Consider the following 6,502-nt stretch of genomic DNA (forward strand, 5'->3'; position numbering starts at 1 on the left):
CGGTCGAGGTGGCCGCCTACTACGTCGTGTCCGAAGCGCTCACCAACACCACCAAACACGCCCACGCCTCCCACGCGCACGTCGCGGTCGAACAGCGCGCCACCCTGCTGCGCCTGTCGATCCGCGATGACGGCGTCGGCGGCGCAGACCCCTCGCGCGGTTCGGGACTCACCGGGCTGCGCGACCGGGTTCACGCCCTTGACGGGACGATCGAGGTCGACAGCCGCCCCGGGCACGGGACGGCGATCCTCGTCGAGCTCCCGCTGCAACCCGACTGACCGCTCGACCCGCGGCCGTCTCATCGCACAGGGTGTCTGCTTGCCCGCACTCTCGATCTCGCGTGGGGCCACGCGGAACCTCGGCTTCCGCACGCCCTGGCCTGTACGGGCCTCGACCCGAAACCCCCCGTCGACGTGCAGGCAGCGTCACCGTGCTCGGTCGCCTCCCCGCGCACGGGGGGTTCGGTACGCGCGCGTTCCGGGACTGTCTGATCTTGGGGGTAACTGGTCCTGACACGCGGGCGCGCTCTCCGAGGCCGAGAACGAGGCAGCCGCCGCGTCGACGGTGGCCGCGACCGCAATGGGGCTGTGGCTTGCCACGATTGCGGCCGACCAGCAGGCGCACGGCGTGGTGTACGGGCGGCTCGCCCGAGGCGGCGAGCTGTGGTCGCTGCTTTACCGGACGAGCCCGCTGCTCACTGCCGCGATCGGGCCGCTGGTCCTCGTCGGGTTGGCGGCCCTCGACCTGCTGCCGCTCGTCACCGCGTTGTACATCGCCGTCGGCGTCGACATCGTGCTGATGTTCGTCTGGGGGCTGGGCCTCGGACGAAGGATGGGAGCGGGGTACCCGGCGGCGCTGCTGTCGGGGCTGGTCAACATCGTCATCGGGGGAGTGCTCGTGGGGTCAAGCTCTTGGCCGGTCATCAGGACGCACATGCATCCGCTGCCCTGACCGCGGGTTCCGCGACGGAGGCGCCCTGCGTGGAGAGGACCGCGCGGGCGGTGTGGCGGAGGCCGGTGGTGATGGGTCAGACGGCCTCGTCGGCACCGCCGCGAAGGACGGGTATCGCCGAGGGCGCGATGCTCGAAGCGTTCATCCGTCCCTCCAGGTGCCGCGGTGGCCCGCTCGGTGGCCGCGGCGGGCCCGGCCTCGGCTGGGCACCCCGTGCGGCGGCGAGCGCACCGCGGACCACGCGAAGGCGATCAGAAGGACGCTGATGAGAACGTCGAGCGGCTGCTCGCGGCCGGACTGATGACGCCGGCGGCCGTCCCGTGGTCGAGGCCGCCCGCCCGCCGTGGTCACGGTCCTGAAGTGGTGGGAGTCGGGTGACCGTGGCTCGCGCTGCCAGCATCGGCAGGCTTCCCTATCCGGCACTGCTACGCCGACGACTGTTACGGGGCTTCGGCCGCTCGGCAGCTACTGGCCGTGACCGCTGTCGCCGTGTTCGTGCGTTTCCTGGATGTCACCGTCGTCGACGTCGCGTTCGGAGATCCTGCACCCCATCGGCGGGGCGTGTGGAGAGCCGCGGGCGACGAATAGTGTCTCGTGGCGCACTACCGAGAAATTGGGAACTCCCATTACCGGCCCGCTCATCGGTCACGCGCCGGTGCAGCTCGGAAGTGAGCGCATGGATCTGTCGGGTGAGTTCGGTGCTGGTCCTTAGCTCCAGCTCTGCCTCGTTGAAATCGTGGTCGGCCTTGGCCTGTTGAAATGCGGCCTGCCGATTCTGTCCGATCATGACGAATATGGAAAGGAAGGTCGCTTCGAGAGACACGATCAGGGCCGGGGAGGTCGGTGATTGCGTCGGCGATGCGCAACTGGAAGTTGGCAGCCCGATGCGCCTGCTGTGAGGACGACAGGATGGTGCGGGCGGCCGCGCCTGAGATTGGGTTTCAGCTGATCTCCTAGCCGATCGTCGAAGCCCGCGACTGACCAAGGTGGTGCGTGGCCCGACCCACCTGTGGTCCACCAAACTTCGCCGCCCCACGCAGTATCGCCCTCATCGGTGGCCATTGAGCTCTGACTCGAGCACGACCCAACAGCTGCCGCGGGTCCCGTCATCCCGCCCATAGCGGTCAAGGGCAGGACGCCACCGGCAGCCAGGGCCGACGCCCCTGCCCTCTCTCGCTTCACGGTTCCGGGTCAACCGCCTGCACCCGGAACGGCATCGCGAGGGTGGTCTGGTTCGGTTCGAGCGGGGGCGGCTGTCGCTGAATCCGCGGCGGAGACAGTCGGCCGGTCACGCCTCGGGCTCGGCCTGGAAGGCAGCTGTCGACTTACGAGCGGGTCTGCGAGTCCGGACGCAGTCCCGCCTGTGGCCGGGGCTCCTCGGCAGGAGCCGGCGACGACGCGCCGACGACCACCGACTCGAGATTGTCCGGGCGGGCCTTGCCGAGCCGGCGGAGTTCGAAGGCCAGCATGATGTCGGAGATCCCTCGGAGGATGGCCATGAAACCCACCCAGAGCAGGATGAAGACCGCCCGGCCGGCGAGGCCCCACGCCCGGTCGGAGGTGGAGACCCAGAGGGCGAGCAGCACGACGAGCCCTCCGGAGACCATTCCGAGCCACCAGTAGGGGCTCTCGTCGCGCAGCGCGAGGCTGCGGGCGATGTCGAAGAAGCCCTGCAGCAACAGCAGCAGGCCCAGCATCGAGGCCAGGGCGAAGAAGGTGTTGACGGGCCGGACGAACGACCACAGCGCGCCGAGGATCAACAGCACGGCGAGCGCGTAGTGCAGCACCTTCCAGCCGCCGATCATGATCGTGCCCAGGGCTCCCTCGGTGACCGCGGCGACGAGGAGGACCACGCCGACGAGGACGCCGACCGTTGCCAGGGAGGTGACGTCGGCGCGCAGCACCAGCCAGGCGATGAGGAACCAGATGATGCCGGCCACGAGGGGCGCCCACCACCAGCGGGCCGCCTCGCGTTTGAGCAGGCGCCCGGCGAGACCGGGTAGCTGCGGGGTGTCTGTGTACATGATGGTGTTCCTTCTCTTGTGTCGGGCGGGGCGGCCCAGGTCCGGCTGAGACCCGGGCCGCTGCGCTGGAACCGGGCGGGGGCGGCTCAGCCGCTGGTCGCCTTGGCGGGTTCGTCGGCGAAGGCGCGGGCGTCGATCGCGTCGAGTACGGCCAGGCGTGCGTTGTCGACGGCCCATCCCGCGTAGCCGATCGCGTCGGATGCGGCCCGTTCCGCCCACGCCGCATCGTCGGCGGCGAGGTCGGCGTCGAGTTGCGCGTCCCGTTCGTCGACCTTGGCCTTGATGTTGTCCATCTCGGCGGCGGCGTCGGCCTTCATCTGGGCCCATTTGCTGCGTGCGCCGGTGTTCGCGGGGCCGGCGTGCTGCTCGGTGTGCTGCGCGGCGTCCTGGGCCCCGAGGTCGACCTGGGCCTGAGCCTGGTCGATGCGCTGGCGGAGTTGGTCGCGGGGCTCGGTCCCGGCGGTCTCCACCGCCGCCTTCGCCTCGGCGACGCTTCTCTGCAGCGCGTCGAGCTGCGTGGAATAGCTCATCATTCCTCCTGATTTTCCTTACTCCGGCACCGAAGCACGTTCCGTCGATGCGCCCGACGGCCGAAGGCCCCGGATCAAGGAGGCCTTGTGCCCCCGTCGTGCTGCTGTTCGGCCCAGGCAGGAAGCTCAAATGGGTGAAGGCGCTGAGTCCGGTGATGTCGCGCCCCACGATGAGGGTCTGCGGTGAGCGCAAAGGCGCCGATCCTGTCGAGCCGGGCCATCGGCGGCAGCCAGCGCTGCTTCTGCTCCTCGGAGCCGAACTCGAGGATGGACCCCATGGCCAGTCCGGCCTTACAGGACACGCCCTGGTCGCTCAAGGCGTGGTGACCGAGCAGGAGCTCGACTCCGTCGTCACCTCATCGATCGGTTTGCGCTGGGCCGTCGCCGGCCCCTGGGTGACGGCTTCGGTTTCAGGGGTGGTTGCAACCTTGATCCTCTGAGGTGCTGCGATGAGCGTTCCGTCATCCGGTACCGCAAGCAGGCCGAAACCGCCGGGATAAGTGTCGTTACGTCTGGACGGGTCGCAGCACCACCGAGCCGAGGCAGTGGCAGACCCGCAGCGCCAGCTCCACGTCACCGCGTCGGTCCTGGCTCGGGCGGCCGAGCGCTACCTGCGCCTTGCGGATCCGGTACTGGACGGTGTTCTTGTGCAGCGTCAGGCGGTTCCCGGCGGTCACATAGCTGCCCTTCGCAGCCAGGAAGACCCGCAGCGTCTCGCGGAGTCGTTCGCTGGGCTCGTCGTCTGTGGCCAGCGCGCCGAGGACGAGCCACACCCAGCCACGGGTGGCGTCGAGATCGGCGCACAGCAGGGCGACCGGGCCGACCTCGGCGAAGCTGGTGAGCTGTACGCCAGGGCGTGCCGCGACGGCGACGTCCTGCGCCCGCAGCGCCTGCTGGTGGGTCTGCCGGAAGCCGTCGACGCCGGCCGCGGGCTCGCCGACCGCGACACGCGCCGTCGAGTCCTGGGCCGCGACGGGTTCGGCCAGCCGCTCCCACGCGACGTCCGCGCGGCTGCCCATGGACAACCACGACCAGGCCACCGATTCATCGCACGGCACGAACAACGGCTTGTCCCGACAACCCAGCTCGTCGGCGATAACCGTGGTGAGCCGGTCGAGCCTGGTCAGCCCTTCGCCGCCCGGCGTCGCTTCGGGCACCCAGGAGATCAGGCCCATGTGGTGTTGACGCAGCCGATAGCCCAGCGCCGCCTCCGTACGATCGAGGTCGACCCGTTCCTGGTCCAGCAGCGCCCGCACCCGGACGGCCCGCACCGCGCCCTGGGTCAACAACCATCGGTCCCGCTCGTGCTGGTACGCCGAGATCATCTGTTCGGAGATCCGGTCGATGTAGCCGAAGCTCTGATCGAGCAGGCGGCGGATGACCGCCCGGACGACGGCGGCGTCATCGGTCTGCTGCGGGACCTCGTCCAGGCACCACTGCAGGAACCGGGCGTGACCGACGCGGTAGGCCCGGACCAGGGCGTGCAGGGGGATGCCGCGCTGGGCGAGCCGCCGGGCGTACTCGACCGCGGCCGCGGGGGCGTCGAGGGTGTCCAGCGCCATCCCGTGTTCGAGGACATCGAGCATGGTGGCCACGTTGGCCTCGACGCTGGCGGAGAGCAGGCTCACGAGAGCGTCGTCGCCGTTGAGCTCGGGGATGTCGTCGATCAGGCGCTTCCAGAGGTCGTGACTGACCTCGACGAACCGCAGGCTCACGGCCGCCATCGCGGCCGAGACCTGCCGGTCGACGGGATGGCCGACGCCGTCCACCGGACCATCCTAGGGCCGTCGGCCCGCACTCGGACCTGCTGCGCGCGGCGAACCGATGCCGGATCGCCGGCCGGGCCGACGCGGCCCCGAGGCGGCCCAGATGCTCTCCGCCTACATCGTCGAAGTGGGGCCTCTTGCGACGTCCACCGAGTGACGGGCCACCACCGACGAGCTCGTGTTCGGCGAGGTCGAGGATCGCGCCGGCGTGGCGGCGCCGGACCAGGCCCATCTGCTGGAGCCGGACCGCGACGCCGGCCGGATCGCCCGGGCGAACTCCGCGTCGACATCGACAAGGACAACGACGACGCCGCGGTCAGCCCTCGTCGCCGAACACCTCGTTGCCGATGATGCGCGCTGTGTTCGCGGCCGGGAAGCCGGCGTAGCCACTCGCGTGGTAGACGACCTCGTCGAGCTCCTCGCGCGTGACGCCGTTCTGCAGCGCGATCGCGAAGTGGATCCTCAGTTCCTCGGTGGAACCGAGCGCGATCAGGATGCCCAGCGTGACCAGGCTCCGGGATCGCCGGTCGAGCCCCTCGCGCGCCCAGAGCCTGCCGAACACGTTGACCAGGCTCAGCTCCGAGAGCTCGTGGGCGAACGCGCCCTCGGGCAGGCCGTTCTCCACGTCCGCCGCCGCGACCGGGATCATCTCCCGGACCAGCTGGATGCCTTTCTCACGGTCGTCGGTCATTGTCCGAACCGCCTTTCGTCGCTGTGTCCCAGGGGGCGCCCACGAGTGCCCGGGCGTCTCCGAGGGAACGGATGGAGTTCACGCCGACGGCGGCGTCGCCCGCCGCCCACACGCCCGGGCCCGCCCGGCGGAACTCGTCGCCCAGCACGCCGTTGCCGACCTCGATGCCGCCACTCACCGGGGACCACCGGGAAGCGTGCTGCCCCCGTCGACCGGAAGCACGGCGCCGGTGATGAACGCCGCGTCGTCCGAGGCCAGGAACAGCGCGGCGTTGGCGACGTCCCAGCTGGTGCCCTGATGTCCCATCGGGATCGTCGCCGCCCGCTGGGCGGCCACCTCGTCGCGGGGCGAGCCGGTGGCCCGTGCGACCTGGTCGACGCCCATCGGGGTGTCGACCATGCCCGGGGCGATGCAGTTGACGCGGACGCCGTGCGGGGCGTACTCGAGGGCGAGCGAGCGGGTCATCGAGTTCACCGCCGCCTTCGAGGTCACGTAGGCGATCGCCTCGCCCCCGGCCATCAGGCCGGCCATCGAGGAGAT

9 protein-coding genes are annotated in these 6,502 nt (G+C 70.3%); 2 read left to right on the plus strand and 7 right to left on the minus strand.

The window, feature by feature from the left end:
- Both JWR81_RS21035 and JWR81_RS21040 read left to right on the plus strand, forming a co-directional pair.
- Positions 1-278, plus strand: a 278-nt coding sequence (locus JWR81_RS21035; RefSeq protein ID WP_367278819.1) for a sensor histidine kinase, incomplete at its 5' end; no start/stop codon positions are given.
- Between the two features lie 286 nt (positions 279-564).
- Entirely contained in the window at positions 565-951 is a 387-nt protein-coding gene (locus tag JWR81_RS21040) for a hypothetical protein (RefSeq protein WP_297655572.1), read from the plus strand.
- 511 nt (positions 952-1,462) lie between these two features.
- On the opposite strand, the gene JWR81_RS21045 is transcribed toward JWR81_RS21040, so the two are convergent.
- From JWR81_RS21045 to JWR81_RS21075, 7 genes are all read right to left on the minus strand, one after another.
- Positions 1,463-1,738 (minus strand): hypothetical protein, encoded by a 276-nt coding sequence (locus tag JWR81_RS21045; protein ID WP_297655590.1) that lies wholly within the window; start codon positions 1,736-1,738, stop codon positions 1,463-1,465.
- Positions 1,739-2,276: 538 nt separating this feature from the next.
- On the minus strand, positions 2,277-2,975 hold the full coding sequence (locus JWR81_RS21050) for a DUF308 domain-containing protein (protein WP_297655575.1): 699 nt from the start codon (positions 2,973-2,975) through the stop codon (positions 2,277-2,279).
- 86 nt (positions 2,976-3,061) lie between these two features.
- A complete protein-coding gene (locus tag JWR81_RS21055; RefSeq protein ID WP_297655578.1) occupies positions 3,062-3,505 on the minus strand; it encodes a hypothetical protein in 444 nt (147 codons plus the stop codon).
- Between the two features lie 74 nt (positions 3,506-3,579).
- Positions 3,580-3,783 (minus strand): acyl-CoA dehydrogenase family protein, encoded by a 204-nt coding sequence (locus JWR81_RS34465; RefSeq protein WP_367278821.1) that lies wholly within the window; start codon positions 3,781-3,783, stop codon positions 3,580-3,582.
- 228 nt (positions 3,784-4,011) lie between these two features.
- Positions 4,012-5,274: a helix-turn-helix domain-containing protein gene (locus tag JWR81_RS21065; RefSeq protein WP_297655581.1), complete on the minus strand. Its 1,263-nt coding sequence runs from the start codon at positions 5,272-5,274 to the stop codon at positions 4,012-4,014.
- Positions 5,275-5,587: 313 nt separating this feature from the next.
- Entirely contained in the window at positions 5,588-5,962 is a 375-nt protein-coding gene (locus tag JWR81_RS21070) for a carboxymuconolactone decarboxylase family protein (RefSeq protein WP_297655584.1), read from the minus strand.
- A gap of 174 nt (positions 5,963-6,136) precedes the next feature.
- The coding region (locus JWR81_RS21075) for an SDR family oxidoreductase (protein WP_297655587.1) at positions 6,137-6,502 on the minus strand (366 nt) is incomplete at its 5' end.

Origin of the sequence: Pseudonocardia sp. (assembly GCF_025965585.1) — a bacterium.
Classification (GTDB): domain Bacteria; phylum Actinomycetota; class Actinomycetes; order Mycobacteriales; family Pseudonocardiaceae; genus Pseudonocardia.

What these genes read in the sequence shown, in the direction of transcription:
- JWR81_RS21070 (WP_297655584.1), bottom strand. Translation starts at nt 5,962, where the DNA reads ATGACCGACGACCGTGAGAAAGGCATCCAGCTGGTCCGGGAGATGATC.
- JWR81_RS34465 (WP_367278821.1), bottom strand. Translation starts at nt 3,783, where the DNA reads ATGGGGTCCATCCTCGAGTTCGGCTCCGAGGAGCAGAAGCAGCGCTGG.
- JWR81_RS21055 (WP_297655578.1), bottom strand. Translation starts at nt 3,505, where the DNA reads ATGAGCTATTCCACGCAGCTCGACGCGCTGCAGAGAAGCGTCGCCGAG.
- JWR81_RS21045 (WP_297655590.1), bottom strand. Translation starts at nt 1,738, where the DNA reads ATGATCGGACAGAATCGGCAGGCCGCATTTCAACAGGCCAAGGCCGAC.
- JWR81_RS21050 (WP_297655575.1), bottom strand. Translation starts at nt 2,975, where the DNA reads ATGTACACAGACACCCCGCAGCTACCCGGTCTCGCCGGGCGCCTGCTC.